Source organism: Peribacillus sp. NPDC097197, from assembly GCF_050278025.1.
Lineage (GTDB): Bacteria > Bacillota > Bacilli > Bacillales > DSM-1321 > Peribacillus.
Genome location: NZ_JBNNST010000034.1, coordinates 1 through 1,608 on the forward strand (window position 1 = coordinate 1; position 1,608 = coordinate 1,608).

Here is a 1,608-nt window from a genome sequence, read left to right on the forward strand (position 1 = left end):
TAGTGTGTGCTCACTCAAAATTTACGTTGGCGCTTTGTTTTGTTCAGTTTTCAAAGAGCAATTTATCTCGTTGTTCGTTAGAACAACTTGTTAATCCATCATAACACACTATCAATTAGTTGTCAACTTCTACGAAGTTTTTAACTTATTTTTTAGTCACTGTGTTAGCAGCAACTAATTCATCTTATCACTTTCATTATAAGAAGTCAATAGTTTTTACTGTTTATTTCTTCAAGCAATCTGCCAGAAGTTGATGAAATTTTTGTTTGACTGACTTGGTGCTTATTTATATTAATCCTTTTTGTCATCAAAGTCAATGTATTTTCGTTTTTTTCTTTTATGACCATATCCGTTAATTAATATCCACAATTGCACAGCATGAGTTGGATCCTATCATTACTCTTCTCATTATAAAATTAATGATACAAATTAAAGCATGGACTATTAATTATCGACCATTCCTTCTATTATTAGGAATGAGGGTAAATCAATTGATCAGTTTTCCAAATATTTAAATAATATTTTTACATTTCTACCAACATGTACTATAATGAAATTATTTTTAAAAATCGAAAACTACTTTAAATCATTGTAATCTAGCGGGGAGAGGAATTCATAAGTGGTTAATAAAGATACATCTTTGAGGTTGCAAAGTATCGTTTTTATTGGTTTTATGGGAGTAGGTAAAACTACAATAGGCCAAAAAGTCGCTAAAAAACTATATAGGGACTTTATTGATATAGACCAAGAAATCGAAAAAGAATTTAATATGCCCACGACTGAAATATTCAAGAAGTTCGGGGAAAAGACTTTTCGTGAAAAAGAAAAGGAAGTAATTGAACGGTTCAGCCAGCAAAAATTAAAAATACTATCTTTAGGAGGCGGGGCCTTTTTACAAGAGGATATAAGAGATATATGCCTCTCCAATTGCATAGTATTTTACCTTGATTTATCTTGGGACTATTGGAAAGAAAGAATTAGCTTACTTATTGATAGTAGACCGGTCTTGCAAAGTAAAAGCCTAGAAGAAATTGAAGACCTTTTTAAAACCAGACAAGAAGTTTATTCCTATCATCATTCAAAAGTGAACACAAATAACTTGGATGTTGATGAAGTAGCAGATTTCATAGTAGATTCTTTAAAAGTTGCTTGGGAGATTCACGAACCACTTTAATACTTAAAAAGATGATTGGCTCAGTCTAGCCAATCATCTTTTTTATTGTTGAATAAAAATGATTCACAAATGAGATCACAGCTTTTCACGATGTTAGGAAAGAAGAGACCATTTTAAATGGATGATGGTTTAGGAGCCATTTCTGAATGCTAACTCTCCAGGAAAAATCAACGGATATCCCACCGCATTCCCATACCATTTATAAAAACGAGCCAATAAGTTATTAGAAAATATATAAAGAAAATGAATTAGCCATGTATTCTCCGCGATTTCGAGACCTTACGGTCTTCTTCTACTGTCTGGCTGAGAAGGTAAAAGGATTTACTAAAAACAAAAAATGGCCAGCCTAGTGGCTGACCTTGAAATGGCTTGGCGGCGTCCTACTCTCACAGGGGGAAACCCCCAACTACCATCGGCGCTGAAGAGCTTAACTG

General features: G+C 33.3%; 1 protein-coding gene. It reads left to right on the top strand.

The window, feature by feature from the left end; all coding sequences use genetic code 11:
* Positions 1–673: 673 nt before the first annotated feature.
* Positions 674–1,174, top strand: coding sequence for a shikimate kinase (locus ACQKL6_RS20700; RefSeq protein WP_402876150.1), 501 nt, complete (start codon positions 674–676; stop codon positions 1,172–1,174).
* Positions 1,175–1,608: the final 434 nt, after the last annotated feature.

What these genes read in the sequence shown, in the direction of transcription:
- ACQKL6_RS20700 (WP_402876150.1), top strand. Translation starts at nt 674, where the DNA reads ATGGGAGTAGGTAAAACTACAATAGGCCAAAAAGTCGCTAAAAAACTA.